Annotated in this window: 16 protein-coding genes; 8 read left to right on the forward strand and 8 right to left on the reverse strand. The window is 48.4% G+C overall.

What is annotated here, in order from left to right; genetic code table 11:
- Positions 1-209 precede the first annotated feature (209 nt).
- From AC4IFB_RS04670 to gpmI, 5 genes are all read right to left on the reverse strand, one after another.
- The gene (locus tag AC4IFB_RS04670; protein WP_490779514.1) at positions 210-758 is read right to left on the reverse strand and encodes a DJ-1 family glyoxalase III; all 549 of its coding nucleotides are present in this window, start codon (positions 756-758) and stop codon (positions 210-212) included.
- Positions 686-1,474, reverse strand: a complete 789-nt coding sequence (locus AC4IFB_RS04675; RefSeq protein WP_490779515.1) for a divergent polysaccharide deacetylase family protein — start codon at positions 1,472-1,474, stop codon at positions 686-688. Before AC4IFB_RS04675 ends, AC4IFB_RS04670 begins: the two co-directional genes overlap by 73 nt.
- A gap of 52 nt (positions 1,475-1,526) precedes the next feature.
- On the reverse strand, positions 1,527-2,855 hold the full coding sequence (locus AC4IFB_RS04680; RefSeq protein WP_490779516.1) for a S41 family peptidase: 1,329 nt from the start codon (positions 2,853-2,855) through the stop codon (positions 1,527-1,529).
- Positions 2,856-2,921: 66 nt separating this feature from the next.
- Entirely contained in the window at positions 2,922-4,196 is a 1,275-nt protein-coding gene (locus tag AC4IFB_RS04685; RefSeq protein ID WP_490779517.1) for a murein hydrolase activator EnvC family protein, read from the reverse strand.
- Positions 4,197-4,199: 3 nt separating this feature from the next.
- Positions 4,200-5,753 (reverse strand): 2,3-bisphosphoglycerate-independent phosphoglycerate mutase, encoded by a 1,554-nt coding sequence (gene gpmI, locus AC4IFB_RS04690; RefSeq protein WP_490779518.1) that lies wholly within the window; start codon positions 5,751-5,753, stop codon positions 4,200-4,202.
- A 393-nt stretch (positions 5,754-6,146) separates the two neighbouring features.
- Here gpmI and AC4IFB_RS04695 point away from each other — a divergent pair, with 393 nt between their 5' ends.
- From AC4IFB_RS04695 to AC4IFB_RS04710, 4 genes are all read left to right on the forward strand, one after another.
- Positions 6,147-6,452 (forward strand): ArsR/SmtB family transcription factor, encoded by a 306-nt coding sequence (locus AC4IFB_RS04695; RefSeq protein WP_490777757.1) that lies wholly within the window; start codon positions 6,147-6,149, stop codon positions 6,450-6,452.
- Positions 6,453-6,632: 180 nt separating this feature from the next.
- Positions 6,633-7,055: a rhodanese-like domain-containing protein gene (locus tag AC4IFB_RS04700; RefSeq protein WP_490777633.1), complete on the forward strand. Its 423-nt coding sequence runs from the start codon at positions 6,633-6,635 to the stop codon at positions 7,053-7,055.
- 23 nt (positions 7,056-7,078) lie between these two features.
- On the forward strand, positions 7,079-7,561 hold the full coding sequence (gene secB, locus AC4IFB_RS04705; RefSeq protein ID WP_490777634.1) for a protein-export chaperone SecB: 483 nt from the start codon (positions 7,079-7,081) through the stop codon (positions 7,559-7,561).
- Positions 7,561-8,571, forward strand: coding sequence for an NAD(P)H-dependent glycerol-3-phosphate dehydrogenase (locus tag AC4IFB_RS04710; RefSeq protein WP_490779519.1), 1,011 nt, complete (start codon positions 7,561-7,563; stop codon positions 8,569-8,571). Before secB ends, AC4IFB_RS04710 begins: the two co-directional genes overlap by 1 nt.
- A gap of 5 nt (positions 8,572-8,576) precedes the next feature.
- On the opposite strand, the gene trmL is transcribed toward AC4IFB_RS04710, so the two are convergent.
- A complete protein-coding gene (gene trmL, locus AC4IFB_RS04715) occupies positions 8,577-9,041 on the reverse strand; it encodes a tRNA (uridine(34)/cytosine(34)/5-carboxymethylaminomethyluridine(34)-2'-O)-methyltransferase TrmL (RefSeq protein ID WP_490777636.1) in 465 nt (154 codons plus the stop codon).
- 34 nt (positions 9,042-9,075) lie between these two features.
- Between trmL and AC4IFB_RS04720 the strand changes: the two genes are divergently transcribed.
- Positions 9,076-10,044 carry a dihydroorotate dehydrogenase gene (locus AC4IFB_RS04720; protein ID WP_490777637.1) on the forward strand — a complete coding sequence of 323 codons (969 nt, stop codon included), beginning with the start codon at positions 9,076-9,078 and terminating at the stop codon, positions 10,042-10,044.
- 17 nt (positions 10,045-10,061) lie between these two features.
- On the forward strand, positions 10,062-11,324 hold the full coding sequence (locus tag AC4IFB_RS04725; protein WP_490779520.1) for an HDOD domain-containing protein: 1,263 nt from the start codon (positions 10,062-10,064) through the stop codon (positions 11,322-11,324).
- A gap of 144 nt (positions 11,325-11,468) precedes the next feature.
- Here AC4IFB_RS04725 and AC4IFB_RS04730 read toward each other — a convergent pair whose 3' ends face one another.
- Positions 11,469-12,263: a PEP-CTERM sorting domain-containing protein gene (locus tag AC4IFB_RS04730; protein ID WP_490779521.1), complete on the reverse strand. Its 795-nt coding sequence runs from the start codon at positions 12,261-12,263 to the stop codon at positions 11,469-11,471.
- Between the two features lie 450 nt (positions 12,264-12,713).
- On the opposite strand from AC4IFB_RS04730, the gene AC4IFB_RS04735 reads away from it, so the two are divergent.
- A complete protein-coding gene (locus AC4IFB_RS04735) occupies positions 12,714-13,433 on the forward strand; it encodes a transcriptional regulator domain-containing protein (protein WP_490777640.1) in 720 nt (239 codons plus the stop codon).
- Positions 13,434-13,488: 55 nt separating this feature from the next.
- On the opposite strand, the gene AC4IFB_RS04740 is transcribed toward AC4IFB_RS04735, so the two are convergent.
- Entirely contained in the window at positions 13,489-14,127 is a 639-nt protein-coding gene (locus tag AC4IFB_RS04740; RefSeq protein ID WP_490779522.1) for a cysteine hydrolase family protein, read from the reverse strand.
- Positions 14,128-14,581: 454 nt separating this feature from the next.
- On the opposite strand from AC4IFB_RS04740, the gene AC4IFB_RS04745 reads away from it, so the two are divergent.
- Positions 14,582-17,365 carry a hypothetical protein gene (locus AC4IFB_RS04745; RefSeq protein WP_490779523.1) on the forward strand — a complete coding sequence of 928 codons (2,784 nt, stop codon included), beginning with the start codon at positions 14,582-14,584 and terminating at the stop codon, positions 17,363-17,365.
- The last annotated feature ends 375 nt before the right edge of the window (positions 17,366-17,740 follow it).

Consider the following 17,740-nt stretch of genomic DNA (forward strand, 5'->3'; position numbering starts at 1 on the left):
ATAGGTTGGTTTGGTGGGGCATGGCCCCACCCTACGGGTCGCCAATATCACGTAGGGTGCCGGCCCTGCCGCACCTTTTCCTCAATTGAGCGCGGGAGTGAGATGATACCTCTGAGGCTGTGACTGATAGGTTGGTTTGGTGGAGCATGGCCCCACCCTACGGGTCGCAAAATCACGTGGGGTGTCGGCCCAGTCGTATGGATGAAACCTCAGCGACAGAGCCCCTGCTCCACCTCATCACGGGTTTTACGACCCTGGAGCTGCTCTATCAGTGTCAGTGCAAAATCCATGGCCGTTCCCGGCCCTCTTGAGGTGATCACTTTACCGTCCCTGACAACCGCTTTAGATACTATTTCAACTTCAGGTAGAGACATCGAGTCAAGCACACCAGGGTAGCCCGTAGCCTTGCGGCCATCTAGAAGACCTGCACCGGCCAGTACTTTGGGTGCAGCGCAGATTGCCGCCGTATATTTACCCTGTTTATGCAGCTGTTGCAGAATGGTGTGAATTCTTCGATCAGCATCAAGATTGTCTGCACCAGGCAATCCTCCCGGTAAAACGATCATGTCAAAATCATCGGCATCCACTGCATCGATTGTGGTGTCTGGAACCAGGGTAACACCCCGTGATGCCTTAACTGGCTGATCATCCAGACCTGCCGTGACTACATCAATACCGGCCCGGGTCAGAAGATCGGTAATGGTGACTGCTTCGAGCTCTTCACATCCTTGGGCGAGGGGGACGAGGACACGTGCCATTCTAGCCTCCTTTGATTTATGATTTCAGATACAGGAACCAACTCGATTCCCTGTTGCTTAAGTTTAGGCAACTCCTCACGCAGTACTGATACGGTCGCTGCATAGGGGTGGCCAATCCCAATCGCACTGCCTCTTTCCCGAGCAAGATTGACCAGTTTCTGTAACTGTTTTCGGATCAGTCGCTCCTCAGGCACATTGTCCAGAAATATATCTCGCCGAGCATTGCCAATCATGTTGGAGCGCGCAACCCGCTGGGCGACCGTGGCTTCTGTAGTACGGCTATCTACAAAATAGAGCCCTTGACGACGCAGCTCGCCCATCAGCCAGCGCATGGCGGTTGGATCCCGTGTCAGCAGGCTACCCATGTGATTGTTGACCCCTGTCAGATAAGGTACTGAGGCAATATCTCGCCTCAGTGTCTGCAGAAAAACGGATTTGGGCATACCCAGGGTGAGTGCGCCTTCACCCAAACGATTCCCCAGGTCGGACTCCATCGGCAGATGCAGCATCACCTCTTTATTCTGCTCACTGGCTTTAGTCGCCAGTAACCAGGCAAATGGGGTCTGGGGTAGAAATGCGTAGGTTATAGAACCAGGTAGCTGCAGCGCTCTTTCGCCTGCCTGTTTCTGATTACCCAGGTCATCAATGATCACTGCAATTTTGATTGGCCGGTTGGACTGTGCATCCGCCAGGAGGGCAGGGGATGCACCAAACACTATCCAAAATCCAATCAATATGTACCATTTGATCATCTACTTTAGAATCGGCTCAGCCTGCCTCTTTATTAGCATTCAGGATCGTAAGGCCCTTCAGCAGATTGAGCGCCTCTCCCAATTGATAATCCTTTGTTGCAACTGAATCAGCCTCTTTCTCTGTCTTGGAATCAACTGGGGTCTTGTTCTCCTTCCCATTGCCATTTTCAAGATGGCCAGTGAGATTGGACTCCTTGATCGGCTTGACCTTATCACTCTCTACTTTGGACAAAGTGAAATCTTCCAGCTCGATATCCGGCTTGATACCTTCGGCCTGGATCGAACGTCCTGAAGGGGTAAAGTATCGAGCCGTTGTCAATTTTACCGCTGATGTGTCACTTATCGGAATTATGGTCTGAACAGATCCCTTTCCAAAGGTCTGGGTACCCATGATCACCGCCCGGCTGTGATCTTGCAGCGCTCCAGCAACAATCTCGGAAGCTGAAGCTGAGCCTTCGTTCACCAAAACCACGATTGGCGCACCATCGAGCACGTCGTCCGGTGCCGCCTCAAAGCGTAATTGAGAGTCACTTTCACGACCTTTGGTGTAGACAATCAGGCCATCCTCCAAAAAGGCATCACTGACAGAGACTGCTGCATTCAATACACCACCTGGATTGTTTCGCAGATCCAGCACCATCCCAAGCAGATCCCCCTCCGCCTCATCCTCCAGTTCACGCAGGACTTTCAGCATATCCCGTGCAGTGTGGGTCTGAAATTGGGAAATACGCAGATAGGCAAATCGCTCATCAAGCAGTCGACTCTTCACACTGGCTACGCGAATGACATCACGAACCACCGTTATTTTGATCGGCTTCTCTTCGCCTTTGCGGATGATGGTCAGCTCAAGCGGAGTGCCCGGTTTGCCACGCATAAGAGCAACCGCATCATTCAGGCTCATCCCCTTAACCGGCGTATCATCCAGCCTTACAATCAGATCGCCACTGCGCACACCGGCGCGAGCTGCAGGAGTATCATCAATCGGTGAAATCACTTTCACAAAACCATCTTCCATACCCACTTCTATGCCTAAACCGCCAAACTCACCTTTGGTGCCGACCTGAAGGTCTTTGTAATCCTCCGAGTCGAGGTAGTTGGAGTGGGGATCGAGTCCGGAGACCATACCCCGGATCGCATTTTCGAGAAGAACCTTATCGTCTACTGGCTCGACATAGTTTGCTTTGATGCGGCCGAATATGTCGGCAAAAGTCCTCAACTGCTGTAGAGGCAGGTTATTGTTCGACTCATCATCCTCTTCAGCTGAGAGCGTAAGTGGTATCAGCATCGCAGCCATTAAAATCAAGCTGAAACCAAATCGTTTTTTCCGCATTACGGCATTTATCATCTGTTTTTCCTACAATCGTGTCGCCACCTTGAGTAGCAGACTGAATTTTCAATGCTCAGTTGGCGATTAACCAGGTGACCGGCTGTTTCTGGTCAATGGTTTGGCGTAATCGGTCTTTGAACTGTGAGTGAGTGAATAAAAAGATAGTTCCTTAATTGTCTTATCTGCGATCACCCGCCCCCGTGTCCGCCGACACCATTTGGTTGGGTTTTTAGGTTCGCCGTTGTGGCGAATCCCGAAGTAGATGCCTGATGAGGATCGCCCTCCACTACTGCCTACTTGAGCCACTACCTCTCCGGGTTCCACCCACTCTCCTGTCTCTTTAAACAGACTCTGATTGTGGCCATAGAGACTCATAAACCCTTCACCATGATCGATGATTAACAATAGACCAAAACCACGTAACCAATCGGCAAAAGCCACTCTGCCATGGTGAATGGCGCGAACTTCCTGACCCTCAGGGGCAGAAATCATTACCCCATCCCATTTCAGTTTTCCAACCTCCCTTGCAGAACCAAACCGGGACAGTATTTTGCCTCTGGAGGGCCAGGGCAACTTACCTTTGCGGGTCTGAAATGCGACATGAGCCGTCGGGTTGAGCGGAATATCAGCAAGTGTCTGTTGCAGCTCATTGAGTAAGGACTGCAGCTGCTTTTCATCCGATTTGAGGCTTTGTAACTCCTGACCTTTGTTCTGCAGCCGGCTGTTGAGGCTGGCAATAATCTCTTTCCGACCCATTTGGGCAGCTTCGAACTGCCTCTTCTGATTGAGGTTCTTTGTCTGGAGCTGTTGCAGGCGCTGCTCCTCTTGAGCAATTTTATGCTCAATCGCTTTCAATTGCTGGAGATTCTTACGAATCTGCACCATCTGCTCGATCCGGGCTGTATTGAAGTAATCGTAATACACCATAACCCGACTGACTACTGCCGGATCTTGCTGGTTGAGCAGGATTTTCATTTTTTCCTGCCGACCCATCGCATAAGCGGCTCTGAGTTGACGCTCCAGAGAAGAGCGATGTTGATCCAAGTGGAGGCGGGCATCGGCACGCTCACCTTCAAGCTCTGCCAGCCGACGCTGTTGGCGCTTCAAACTCTGCTTGGTCACTCGAATTCGCCGGGCGAGGGCGCCAATCTGCATCTCCATATCCTGTAAAGCCCGATTCTGCTCCTCTCGTTTGCCTTCCGTTGAACGCAACTGATCCTGTATATTCTGAATGCGACGCTTGACCTGGTCCAGCTTGGACTTAGCATCTTTTTCCGACTCATCTGCTGATGCTTGCTGAACAAATAGCGATCCACAAAAACTCAGGCAGAGCGCCAACAGGCAACTCAGACGCAGCACTGGCTATGCCTCATCAAACTCTATCAATGAACGCCCTTTCATCTCATCCGGTTGTGGCAACCCCATGATTCTCAGCAGGGTCGGTGAGATATCGCATAACGCACCACCCTCCAACAGCTGAGCATTATCTCGTCCGATGTAGATAAGCGGCACTGGATTGGTGGTGTGTGCGGTATGGGGCTGGTGGTTGATCAGGTCCTCCATCTGTTCCGCATTGCCATGATCAGCAGTAACCAGCATTTCACCATTCACCCGGTGCAGGGCCTTGTGCACTCTACCGAGACAGTGATCCAGGGTCTCTATGGCAAGTTTCGCCGCCTCAAATTTGCCGGTATGGCCCACCATGTCACTATTGGCAAAGTTACAAATTATGGCGTCATACTTACCGCTCTCTATCGCCTCAACCAGATGATCCGTCACCTCTTCAGCACTCATCTCAGGCTTGAGGTCGTAAGTCGCCACCTGGGGAGATGGCACAAGAATCCGATCTTCCCCCTCAAATGGTTTTTCACGTCCGCCATTGAAGAAAAAGGTGACGTGGGCGTATTTTTCAGTTTCAGCGAGCCGTAACTGCAACAACCCAAGCTTGGCGATATATTCACCAAACACATTGCGAAGTTTTTCCGGTGGAAATGCCACCGGGATACCGAACTGTTTGTGGTATCTGGTCAGACTCACAAATTCACCCAATTTCGGCACACGACTGCGCTCAAAATCATTGAATTCCGGGTCAACAAAGGATTTTGTCAGCTGACGCGCACGATCGGCCCGGTAGTTAAGAAACATCACCACATCACCATCTTCCACTCTGACCGGGTCTTCACCAGTCGAGGTGATGCGGGTTGCCACTACGAACTCATCGGTTTCGCCACGTTGATAGGCGTCATGCAGACCCTGAACCGCATCTTCAACCACATATTCGGCTTCACCCTCAACCAACAGCTTGTAAGCTTGCTCTACGCGTTCCCAGCGGTTATCCCGATCCATCGCATAATAGCGCCCGATCAGGCTGGCTATGCGCCCTGTCCCAAGCTCACTAAACATTTTGTCCATTGCAACCAACGAGGCTTCGGCGCTTTTGGGTGGTGTGTCTCGCCCATCGAGAAAAGCGTGAAAATAGAGCTGCTTTGCACCCCGATCCACAGCAAGTTTGGCCATCGCGTGGAGATGTTCTTCATGGCTGTGCACCCCACCAGGGGAGAGCAGCCCCAGCAGGTGTATCGCCTTTCCATTCTCTACAGCCTTGTCCACTGCTGCGGTAAGTGTCTCGTTGGAAAAGAATGATCCAGTTCGAATAGATCGGGAGACCCGGGTAAACTCTTGATAGACAACCCTACCGGCACCCAGATTGAGGTGGCCCACTTCTGAGTTTCCCATCTGACCACCAGGCAGACCAACCGCAGCGCCGGATGTGGTTATCAGTGTGTGTGGGTGTTCACGCCAAAGACGATCCCAAACCGGGGTGCGGGCTTCTGTGATGGCATTCACTTCTCTGTCTTCACTATAACCCCAGCCGTCCAGAATGGTCAGGACGACCGGTTTAGGTTTCTCTGTCATGATGGTTCTCTTTAATTAAAGACTTTTTGTGTGGCAAACAGCGATAATTTCAGCTTAAAAGTAGGTATAACAAATTTAAACTCAATTAAATCACCAAAACCCATGCCAGACCAGAAAACCGATGCGACTTTAATCAATTTGAAACAGATATCAAGCCGAAGCCCTCGATCTTTTCCCTTTAGCCAAACCCCCCATATCTCCAGGCCTTGGCCTTTCAGCAAAGTTCAGTAGACTTGGAAAAGAGGCCAAATAGTAACCAGAAAAAATAAAGGGGTTCTCATTGGCACGAAAAACAGCGTATTATTGTATTAGTTATTAGTAAAAGGCTGGTCGTATATGGAACACAAGTACAGCAAGAGCGCCCAACCCCTGAGCTTGGAAGAGAGCGAAGGTATGCAAAATCTGTTTGCGACAGATGATGATGTGGATCGTGCCTCCCGTTCGCTGAAGGCCATGTCGCATCCGCTGAGATTAAAGATTCTCTGCACCCTTGGCAGTCAGGAAGTCAGTGTACAGGAAATTGTTGAGCAGGTTGGAACCTCCCAGAGCAACATCTCCCAGCATCTCGCCATTCTGCGTGATAAGGGCATACTCGCCTCTCGAAAAGATGCCAACAGGGTCTACTATCGAGTCAGCGATTTTCGCACCCTGAAATTGATCGGCATGATGCGGGAAGTCTTCTGCACCCATTCCGCATAAGAGACCTCTCTGATCACGGTCGCTGACAGCGACCTGAGGTCTCAAGAGCAAATTTCTGGCTCTGTTTCAGCTTAGCCAGAGCTATTTTTTGCCTCAACACCCACTCAGCCCTTAAACATTAGCTCCCGCTGGTATAAACTCCGCCCCCTGTAGAACAAACTGCTGCACACGAGGCGCCGAATGGAACAACTCATCGAATTTGCGATGAATCACTGGATACTCGTCCTGACCTTTAATCTGGTCGCGGGCGTATTGGTCTTCAACATGGCTACCGGGGAAAAAAATGCCCTGGATCCCAGTGCCGCAACTGATCTAATCAATAGAAAGGAGGCGGTTGTCGTTGATGTCAGACCAGCATCGGATTACAACAAAGGTCACATAATCAACGCGATAAATATACCCAGCAACGGCTTTGCCAGCCAGATGGGCGTGCTCAGCAAGCACAAAGACAAACCCATTATTGTCAGTTGCCGCTCCGGCGCCCAATCCTCAAGCGCTTGTCAGCAATTGAAAAAGGCCGGGTATGAAGAGGTGTTTAATCTGAAAGGCGGTATACTCGCCTGGCAGAGCGCCAATCTACCAGTCACCCGTAAGAAGAAATAGTCTCACCCCATCAGGAAGCCAACATGACCGAAGCCAAGCAAGAAGAGCAGAATCGTGAATTCGCTATTCAGAGAATCTATACCAAGGACATCTCGTTTGAGACTCCCAATTCACCCGCCGTTTTCCAACAAGAGTGGAAGCCGGAAACCGGGGTCAACCTGAATACTGAAGTCAACAAACTCTCCGACGATGTATTTGAAGTCACCCTGACGGTCACGGTCACCACCAAACTCGGTGAGCAGACCGCCTATCTGGCTGAAGTCAAACAGGCGGGTATTTTCAGCGCCAAAGGCTTTCCGGAGCAAGAGATGGGCCCACTGCTCGGCGCTTTCTGCCCGAATCAGTTGTTTCCCTATATTCGTGAAGTTATCTCTGACCTGATCATGAAAGGCAGCTTCCCTCAAATGGTATTGCAGCCGGTCAATTTCGACATGATCTATGCCCAGCACCAGCAAGAGCGTGCTAAAAAGGCTCAGGAAGAGGCTTCCAGCCAAAACCAGCATTAATGAGTCAGCCTGGCGAAAAAGCCGTTGCGGTTCTTGGTGCAGGGTCATGGGGAACCGCACTCGCCATATTGCTCAGCAGCGAAGGGCAACCGGTCAGGCTTTGGGGTCACCTTAAAGCCGAAGTCGATGCCCTCGCGGAAGCCAGGGAGAACCGACAGTTTCTCCCTGGCCTCTCTTTTCCCGACACCCTCACTCTGGAAGCTGACCTCAAGCAAGCTCTGTATCAGGCTTCAGAGGTGGTTATCGCTGTACCTAGCCACGCCTTTAGTAGTGTCACCAAAGCCATCGAGCCACTACTTGACGGCAATCCCGGCATTGCCTGGGCAACCAAGGGCTTTGAACCAGGGTCCCAGCGTCTTCTGAGCGATGTGGCAGCAGAAAATCTGCCGGGTAGAGATCTTGCCGTCATATCAGGCCCCACCTTCGCCGGGGAAGTGGCTCGTGGTTTACCCACTGCGATTACAGTGGCGGCAACAACCCCCGAACATGCTGAAAAGTTGGCCGAACGGCTACACACACCCTGGTTCCGTGCCTACACCAGCAGCGACATTGTCGGTGTGCAGGTGGGTGGGGCGTGTAAGAATGTACTGGCGATCGCTGCTGGTATCGCTGATGGCCTAGGGTTTGGCGCCAATACCCGTTCTGCGTTGATTACCCGTGGACTCACAGAGATCATGCGCCTGGGCCTCAAGCTCGGTGGACAGCAAGAGACTTTCATGGGACTTGCAGGACTGGGCGATCTACTGCTGACCTGTACTGACAACCAATCCCGTAACCGCCGTATGGGGCTCGCACTTTCAGAGGGTCTCTCACTCGAAAGCGCTCTCACATCAATTGGTCAGGAGGTGGAAGGGGTCAACACTGCGAAAGAGGTGTATGCCCTGGCAAAGCGTCATCAGGTTGAAATGCCGATCTCAGAGCAGGTCTACCGGGTGCTTCATGAAGGGCTTGATCCTAAAACAGCGGTGCATAATCTGCTGGATAGAAGACAGAAAGCTGAAGGCTTATAGCGCCCTCACTCTCCACCGACAAAATCGCACTGGCGCCAGGCCTCATAAAGTATCAGAGCCACCGCATTCGACAGGTTGAGACTTCGACTCTCAGGCTTCATGGGGATTCGAATGCGCTGCTCAGGATCCAATTCTGCAAGCAACTGCGCTGGTAATCCCCGGCTCTCAGGGCCAAACAACAGGGCATCTCCAGGGGTGAAACTCACATCTGCATAGCTTCGTTTTCCTTTGGTGGTGCAGCCATAGAGATGCTTTGGCGCCACCTGACTCAAAAAGTCATCTAATGAATTATATTCCCCAACATCGGCCCATTCATGATAATCGAGACCTGCTCGCCGTAAACGTTTATCATCCAGCTTGAAGCCCAGGGGATGAATCAAATGCAATTTGCTGCCACTATTGGCACACAGGCGTATGATATTACCTGTGTTTGGCGGGATCTCCGGTTCTAATAGAACGATATGGAACATCCCACACCCCTAACCGAAGATTTTGAAAAGGTTCATGAGCAGCAACAGCCCTCCAATTTTAAATACCGAATTTTGTGGTATGTCGTTCAATAGCCCCATTGTTCTTCTTTCCGGATGTGTTGGATTTGGTGAAGAGTACACAAGGGTCAATGGTTTTAGCAATCGCGACGTGGGCGCCGTCTGCCTAAAGGGAACCACTCAGGAAGCTCGCATGGGCAACCAGCCGCACCGAGTCTACGAAACATCTCAAGGCATGTTGAATGCCATTGGCCTCCAGAATCCCGGTGTGGATCATGTCGTCAATAAGATTCTACCGAGCCTCGACTTTACAGAAACCCGCTTCATAGCCAACGTCTCAGGCTCCAGTGTGGAAGAGTATTATGAGGTAACACGTCGCTTCGATGATTCACCAATCGACGCCATTGAAATCAACATCTCCTGCCCAAATGTCAAAGAGGGAGGGGTTGCCTTCGGTAATGATCCTCAAATGTCCGCCCGGGTCGTGGAAACCTGCCGCAAAGCCACCGACAAACCCCTGATCACCAAACTCTCACCCAACCAAACTGACATTGCTGGTAATGCCAAAGGCTGCATTGAAGCAGGCAGTGATGCATTTTCGGTGATAAACACCCTGATGGGGATGGCCATCGACATTCAGAGCCGAAGCCCAATCATTGGTAACAACCAGGGTGGTCTCTCAGGCCCGGCGATCAAGCCCGTTGCCCTGCTCAAGGTGCATCAGGTCTATCAGGTCTGCAGGGAGCACCAGATCCCCATCATCGGACAAGGTGGCATCACTACAGCAGAGGATGCCCTGGAATTTATAATTGCTGGCGCTAGTGCTATCGGTATAGGTACAGCACTCTTTTACGATCCACTGGTATGTAAATCGATCAACGCTGGCATCATCAAATATCTTGAACAACATCAGTTATCTTCTGTCGATCAACTGGTAGGTACACTCCAGATGAATCAGCCACCAGCCAACAAGTGTGGCTGTTGATCATCAGTAATGGAATTATGAGTGAAGAAAAAATGACAAACCCTGATCCCGAGTTACTAAAAAACTTTAATCCACTGCATAATCTCAATGATGTCCAACTCGAACTGCTTGGGCGTTCACTCAAGATCTACTCAGCAGGCAAAGGACTGATTATCCTGCAACAGGGCGATACCACGGAATTCAGTCTCTACCTGCTCAAAGGCCGGGTTCGCCTTCACTCAGAGGATGGACGTGTCAGTGAAATCAGTGGAGAGACCCCCCAGGCCAAAAACCCAATAGCCAACTTGATTCCACGACGCTACGGCGTAGAGGCCATCACACCTGTAGATTACCTGATGGTGGATAACGCTTTGATAAAAGGATTGCTGAATGAGGGAGAGGGGATAACAGCGACAGAAATCGATGTCGACACTCAACCTTATGATAAAGACGGTGCCGAAAGCGCCCTCATGGAAGCTCTGATCACTGATCTTGACCAGGATAAACTGGTTCTGCCCAGTCTTCCCGATGTTGCGGTACGCGTTGGCAGAGCGATGCGCGATGAAACCACCAATGCACGCAAACTGGCAGAAATCGTACAGACCGACCCGGCAATCACGACCAAATTGATACGTGCAGCGAACAGCCCTCTCTACGCTGGCGTGACACCAGTCGATTCCTGTGCTGCCGCTATTGTCAGACTTGGCGCAGACACCACGCATAAGCTAGTCCTGACTTTCGCGCTCAGAGAACTCTTCAATACACGCTCCAGCATGTTAAAGGAGCATATGCGTGACCTTTGGCTGCATAGCGTCAAGGTCAGCGCGGTCTGCTTTATCCTTGCCAAAGTCACCAAGAAATTTAACCCGGAGCATGCGCTGCTCGCAGGACTGCTGCATGACATCGGTAATGTTGCAATCCTCAGCTATGCTGAGCGCTATCCTGAAGTCGCCAATGATTCAGAAAAACTGGATCAGGTAATGAAAGACATGCGTGGAAGAATAGGCAGCGTGATTTTACGCAACTGGGGCTTCATTGAAGATCTGATAGAGGTAACTCAAGAGGCCGAAAACTGGCAGAGGGAGATAGAGGGGGAGGCCGACTATGCTGACCTGGTTATCGTTGCCCAGCTACACAGTTTCATAGGTACACCTCAAATGAAGGATATCCCTACCCTGGATCAGGCACCCTCTTTTAATCGTCTCAACCTGGGTGAGCTGACTCCCAAGCTGAGCTTGAAGATTCTCGATAAAGCAGACGAGAAAATCGCACATGCTGAAGCGATGTTGATGGCGGGTTAAAAAACGCCACGAAAAACTGATTAACCGTCTGCCTGAGAGGAATCAGAAAGCTTCTGCGGGAAAGAAGCTTGATTTAGGACTTAACCACAATTTAGGACGCTCTTTGCAGCAGAGAAAATGCTGCAAAGAGCCTCGCCTAAGGTGTTAGGAACGTCCCAGTTTTTTGAATCGACTAGCACCAATACTCAGCAGACCCAGCCCAAGAAGTAAAAAAGTCGAGGGTTCTGGCACTTCGTGAATAATAGTCCCTTCTTCGTCATCTGCGCCGCCCGAAATACCTGAAACCAATGAGCGATCTTGATTGGCCGGGTTGTCCTCAGAAATTCCAGTGAGGGTCAGTCGAGAGCGGAAGGTAGAACTATCACCTGCTTGACTGCCATATAGATTAGTTGAGTTATCAGCCGAGATAGTACTGCCAACTAACCAGCTAGTCATATCGCTATAGACATACATACTGCTGCTGCCTAAGGATGCTGAGTTAGCCTCCAGGGAGACCTCACTATAACCCGGTTCAAGCAAACCATTGCGATAAGCGGAATTTTCATAGCCACTGCCGATCCAAGGCTCATCATCACCCCTGTCAGGGTAGAGACCTTGCACCAGATCAAACACTGACGATTCAACAAGCTCCACATAAAAGCTGTCGTGAACAAAATAGTTTGTTGCTCGACTGCCGGTGCGAACCGTATCCTGATCCTCAACAAGATCACCGAATTCGTTGCGGTGGCTACCTTGTCTATCTTTATCGACCATAAAGGTATATGAGACAGAATCCCCAGCAGCTAAACCGATGTCGCTTAAAAATCCCGATTCATCGGATATAGGGTAGGTCTCAACACTACCCTCGAATGAGTAGTAGAGAGGAATAGCTTGAGCAGAAGTAATATGAAATAGCGCAGCGAGGCCTGTTGCTGCTATGAGTGGAATTCCGAATTTCATCTTGAAAACTCCCTATTGTAATTATCCTGTAATTATGCAAATAGCACGCCAAATGATTTTATTTCCCGCAAACAAGGAGATAGCCTAACCAGACAAAACGCTGTGTAAAATATTTCGACACAACCTGATTGAACACCTATACACTGCTCAGAGAAAACCCCGTTATAAGACCACTTTCGGCGCTGCTTACAAGATACGAAAATATACAATATCTAATGCTGTACGATTAAGCAGGATGCCTTAACTCAATCCTATATAATAAAAATCATCAATCCAGTTAATTTAAGCTTCACTAAGCGCCCATTAAGTCTGCTTAGATATGAACTCAAATATCGGATGCACTGAACATCTTACAGGAATCAAAATAGCTTCATGTGATCTTCTACTGCCTAATATGCTAACTGGTTAAAGTTTTTTAAATAAAACAGTAATAAATAGTAAACTCGCACTATGCTCGACTGGCGAACTCCTGATCAATACCTCTTTGCTCATAAACTCTCATCAGAGCAGTGGGCTTGGGAATTTTTGCGCAGAAATCCAACGTATCAGCAACAATGGCAAAGCTTTATTAGCACATGGCAAGCGCTTGAAGCCTGCTATGGCAAACCTTCGCAGAGAGATGTCAAAGCCTGGCAACAGGATGAGCGTGCCTGGGTACCAGCCGAAACATGCCTGGAAAGTGACTGCCGTATTGATGGAGATAGAGTACTGATCGAATGCGCCTTAGGCGCTCGCTGGGGATACTACAAATTTCCACCCGACCCGACTGATGACGACCCGGTTGGTGGTGGACGATTGGTTTGGCGAGAGATCAACTGGCAAACGCCAACACTAGAAATCGGTCAAGCGATCGAAGACCCATCCCATCAGGCAGCACTGTTATTTGATTTAAGTATGCCCCTGCAGCCCCAACTTGTTGACGCAAAACGCCGCTTACAGATCGAGCAAAGAGATCGAGTCAAATCTGGCGATGTGCTCGCGCCGACACTATCTAAACGCAACCAACTTCTCACTCTCTATCTACGACTTTTGGATAGCCTCTCCGAAAAAGCATCGACTGCTGATATTTCCAATGTCTTGATGATAAGCCAAGCCGAAGTCACTCTACTGCTGTCAGAAGCACTAGATCTAAGAGATCATGAATACCGTCAGTTGCTTTTTTTAGCCTGATTACTTTTATTGCCGTTGTGGTAAAAAAGTCGCATTGATGGGGAAGCACCCATTGTTAATCCAATAGGCTTTCGATCTCTTTCGTTTCAAACAAACTTACATGAATATTTTTCAACTCATCTTTGTCTTTTGAATATAGCTGCGACATAGCATCACTAACAACTACTACTCGAAAATCTCTTTCGCTCGCTTCGAAGAGGCTCGTTCTAGGACAGTTAGGATAATTACAACCGCTAAACACCAATGTATCGATTTCATGTTCGTTTAAGAAAGTTTCCAGTGGTGTTTTATAAAATGCTCCCCACCTCGATTTGTACAGCATGTATTCATGGTTGCCTATCTGCTGTAGTTTTCCTGCCATAAGCTCATCAGCATCTATTCTTATTGAGGCATCTGGTTTTAACTCATTTACCAACTCTGCTCCATCTGAACCTGGGATAACTATTGTAACTCCCTCTTCAATGATCTTTCTTCTGCATAGATCCACGTTTGAACCATCAGCAGAATATAAGCGGATAACATGAACTATCGGCAATCTTTTTTTGCGGTAGATGTCTAATAGACTTGCCATATTAGGAATCACTTCCTGGGTGCCTGCAATCTCGGCCGGCGCACCGGCCAGAGTGAAATCATTCTGTACATCAATTGTTATTAGTGCAGATTTTGTAAAATGTGGCTCAGTATAATTACTCATTTATACTCCGCTAATTGCACAAAAACTATCTGATGACAGGACAATAGAGACTGACACTTACCTTCCTTTAATTTATACCAATTGATGCCATTAACTCATCTGTTAATTTAAAGTCCGTAAAGCTTGGATTGTGCTTAAGCTTGTTACCGATTAACACAAAAATGAATCCAAGCCATAAGACTGCACGAGAGTGCCATCAATATCAAACATCACATAATGCATCTATTGTTTATTTTAAGTATGGCAGAAGGTTGAGTATCGGCATGTTCCTACAGAGTGGACTCAGACAATTGCTTCCTTAACTGATAGTAACAGCTGGGTCTCGGACTTCTCTATTATAGCGCTATACTACCCATATAGTTGACTAATTTAATGATCAACTTGTGTTTATCGACCGTAATTAATATTTAGCTGATCATGTTCTGCCGTTATATACCAAGCGGATACTGTTGATATGCAAAACCTTATAAATGAGATTCAGTGGCGACTCACTGCGCAACTCGCAGGTGATGGTATCGATTTTTCCAATGCATCTGAAGCCGTACAGGCTATGTCATCGCTTCCAGTTGAGACGGAGGAGGATCGTCATACACACCTGAAGGGTTTTCTACATCTTGCTGATTTCCTGATCGAGCATGGTGGTGAAGGAATCAGTGTAGCCATGATACCTCAACGAGATACGATCAAACAAAAACTTGAAGCAATGTACACACCAGGTGCGGTCTATACGACGTCAATCGAAATTGTCACACGTCTTGCTGACGGACTTCGAAACGGTGGCTCAGTAGATGATCTAGCTGAGATGGCGATGACAGAAATTGGTAATCTTGATCTAAAACCTACACAAGAAGATGCACATTTCACCGCAGCAGCGAGCATTCGAGTTATATCCCTACTTACAGCATTCCATTGGTTGAGTAGTGAAATAACAGAGGATGCTCCAGAGCATCCCCGCGAAAAGGCCATCTGGTGCTTTTGGCAATCTGTAGAGAATAAGGGTGTTATGCTGGATGAGGCTAATACTTATGCCGATACAATTCTTCAGCTGGGTGATTTCATCGAAACAGAGTCGCGAGTGAATGGGGTAATGATTATTTTCGGCCTCAGCCTGCTCATGCGCCCCGACTATGGGCCCGGTTTGGAATCGATTCAGCAGTCTATTATGGAGTTGTTACCTCAACTATCCGGTGAACAATCAGAAACTGTTGAAAATACTAATACAGAAGAGGATACCCAGGGTAAAACTGAGGATCCGTTGACTCCAGATCAGATATTGTCCGAATTTTCATCTGTGTTAGCAAGTGAAGGGTTCAGCGAGTACCATTTGAATATAGCAATGAATCGAGTACAACAGCTCTCCTCCGATACCCTTGAAGAGAGCGAGATTGCCATATCAACATTAAACCGTGTCATAGATACAGCCTTACCTTACGCTCCCGAAGATTATAAACCCTCTATGCTCACATTGAAGGAATGGATGACGAAACTCATCACTGGTGAAGATATGGATGAAATAGAGTCCCTTGATGAACTGAACATAGAATGCAAAGCAATCCGTAAAGATATGAAAGACGAACTTGAAGAGGGTATTGATGTAGGGGCTGCATTCACAAAAGCAAGTCTCAGGCTTAATTTTTTGATCATTCGTGCGGCAGATAATTTTGAGGAAGAGATGTTGGCTCCGGTAATGAAGGTCATGATGGAGGATTTACCAGCATTAATGAGCCCCTTCGTTCCTGAGGATAAAAAGCAGACATGGCGACAGGCTCGAGGTTTGATGGGAACTATAAACCAGGGTGTTACCGAACTTACTTCAGACGATGAACTTTCTGGTGCATTGATGACAAAGCTGGTTGCTGAACAGATAAAGCGTATGACCAGCTCATTGGACCTTCCCGCAAAAGATCTACCGGCTCATATCACACAGTTCACCCAACTTTTCCTTGCCTTCAGCAATCGACTCACCGAATCTGGTTTACGCGATAATCTGGGAGAGAGTGACTCTCAGGAGCTTGAAAGATTAAGCGAAGCTATAAAGGCAGATCTTCGGATGATTGCATCAGCCACAACTGTTGAACAAATCCTTCGTCATCAAAAGGGTGGGCTAAGGCTTTCTGCTTTGGAGTTCCGGAAGTTTGAGCGTAGACGATTGTTGATGATCGCTGATCCTGATTTTCCTACAGCCTCACTTGCGGTGGATCCTAACAGTATCTTTTTTTCAGGGGCCAAATCAACTCAGCAGACGGTCAACGAAGCTTGTGTCACGCTTGCTATGAAACAACCGACAAGAAGTGGTTTAGCGGATTACATGCACAGTCGATGGCAACAGCTTCGGAGTTCTGCTATCGCAATTTTAGATTACTCTGAATACGATGCATCAGTGGCCGATCTGCAAAGTGTGCCAGAGCCAGGAGAAGAAGAGCAGATAGTGCTGAGTGTAGCCGCAAAAAATGCACAAGTTGCCTACGAGACAGGATGGGCTTTGACACTGGGTGTTCCAATAATTATCACTACACGGCGTGGACAATCTGTTCCCTTCGATGTGGATATCTCTCCGATATTCATTGAAGGTAATGAAGAAGATGTAGACCGTATTGTTAGCGCGGTACAGATTGCGTTGTATGGCACACACCGACGTATCGCGAACAGCACACTCAAACAGTCGGTACAGTATGCACGTAGTTGGTTTCCATCTACAACAGACAGCACATCTGAAAACCTACTTGATAAAGTTGTGGAATCGAACGATGCGACAAAAGTGCGACTTGTTTTAGAGAGTGTGTTTGATCGCCTTGAACGGAAAAGGCCTTTAATAATTGTACCTGCTTTCGAGGGTAGCTATCCCCAGCAACAGCTACAGTTGTTTCATGTCACCGCCTTTCGAACCTGGTCAAAAGTTGCTGAAGAGGAGATCCGAGCCGCATGCGAACGTTATCAAATAAAGTATATGATTGGTTATAACCGAATAGACCCAGATATCATACGTGCTGTGTGGAAGGATATATGCCAGTCTTCTCTTATCGTCGTGGATATCACCAACCTGAACCCGAATGCATTGCTTGAGTTAGGCATTGCCAATGCACTTGGACGTCCAACCTTAGTGATATGCCAAAACCAAGCCCCCCATTTGCACCTTCCCGCCATTCAGCGGATTCGAATTCATTACTATAATCCACAAAAACGCAGCGCACTGAGCACATTACTTGATCAGTTTTTTCTCGAACATATTGATCTTTGATTTGTTACTTCAGGCCAGTTCTCAATTAGTCGCTACACCCAAAAATTACCAACAAAAAAGAGGCCTACTTTCAATGCGACCATAAACAAGAAATCAGCTAATCAAACTCTAACCATTTCCATAAACAACCTATTATTTAATCTCTATCTGATTACCCTCCAAAATTAACTACGGAACTAGTTATGGATCTGTGGAAGATTGCAGGTGGTCTTTGTTAATTTCCAGCGGGGCGTTTGGTGGGGCAGGGCCCCACCCTACCTGTCTTGTGTTCCATTGAATAGAACGTAGGGTGTGGTGAGGCACGAACCGCATCACTATCCGATGTAGAGAGGGAAAATAGTTTGTAAATTAAACCCTAAAGTTTGTAATTTCTTG

Source organism: Candidatus Thiodiazotropha sp. AKIB8 (genome assembly GCF_058244675.1).